This is a genomic window from Mycobacterium angelicum (assembly GCF_002086155.1).
GTDB classification, from domain to species: domain Bacteria; phylum Actinomycetota; class Actinomycetes; order Mycobacteriales; family Mycobacteriaceae; genus Mycobacterium; species Mycobacterium angelicum.
In genome coordinates this window covers 1-1,290 of the sequence record NZ_MVHE01000200.1, presented here as the reverse complement: position 1 = coordinate 1,290, position 1,290 = coordinate 1, and the positions used below count along the sequence as shown (strand labels likewise).

Genomic DNA, 1,290 nt, shown 5'->3' with positions numbered 1-1,290 from the left:
GAGTTTCAATACGGGGTGGGGGAACAGTGGGAGCGGGAATTTCGGGTTCGGGAATCAGGGGCATAATAATGTGGGGATCGGGCTGACCGGGGATCATCAGGTTGGGTTCGGGGGCTGGAATTCGGGGTCGGGGAATGTGGGGTTGTTCAATTCCGGTAGTAATAATGTGGGGTTCTTCAATTCCGGGACCGGGAACTTCGGGATCGGTAACTCCGGTGAGTTCAATACCGGGATCGCCAACAGCGGCATGGCCAACAGTGGGGTGTTCAACTCCGGTGTGTTGAACACCGGGTGGGCCAACGCGGGCAGTTACAACTCGGGTGGCTTCAACGCCGGCAGTTTGAACACCGGATCGTTTAATCCCGGGCATACCAATACCGGCAGCTACAACACCGGGGATCTCAACACCGGGTACGCCAATACCGGGGATCTGAACACCGGGGCGTTTAACTCCGGAGACGCCAACAACGGGTTGTTCTGGCGTGGTCAGGGCCAGGGCCTGATGCAGGCCGATTACACCCTGAACATCCCACCCATCCCACTGACCCTGGGCGCCAGCGGCATCCTCAAACTCCCCATCACCGGCAACATCACCGGCCTGTCCGTCGACCCCTTCACCGTGCATGGGACCGATGGTGGCGGAATTCCGCTGAATCTCGATGTCACGATCAACACGTTCCAAACCGGTGCGTTGAGCGTGAACGTCCACATCCCCGTCGTCGACGTCAACGTCGCGGTTCCGATACCGCCGCTGCCGCTGGTCTTGGGCTTGACGATCGACAATCGCCTGAGCGTTATCACCACTCCGCGGATCACATTCAATGTCATCGATTTCAACGGATTTGTGGTTGGTGGTGATACGACGTCGTTGGTGGCGAATGTGGGTGGCACGGTGGGTGGGGTCTCGGTGCCGGTTTTCCATTTCCCTGCGGCGCCGGGGTTTGGGAATACGACGGATGCTCCGTCGTCGGGGTTCTTTAATTCTGGTGAGGGGAGTGCTTCGGGGTTTGGGAATATCGGCAAGACGGTGTCGGGGTTCTGGAACAATGGGTCGCTGGCTTCGGGGTATAAGAATGTCGGGGGCTTGTTGTCGGGGCTGACCAACATGGGTGAGTCGTTGTCGGGGGCGGGTAACACCAATGTGTTGGGTCTGGCGACGTCGGGTGTGGGGAATGCCGGGGAGAACTTGTCGGGGTTGTTCTTCTCTGGTGCCGGGGTGAGTGTGTTCAATGCGGGGTTGGCGGATGTGGGCACGGGCAATGTGGGGTTGGGGAATGTGGGGAGTTGGAA

Annotated in this window: 1 pseudogene; it reads left to right on the top strand. The window is 59.1% G+C overall.

The window, feature by feature from the left end:
• A pseudogene (locus tag BST12_RS28980) lies at positions 1 to 1,290 on the top strand (PPE family protein); the annotation flags it as partial.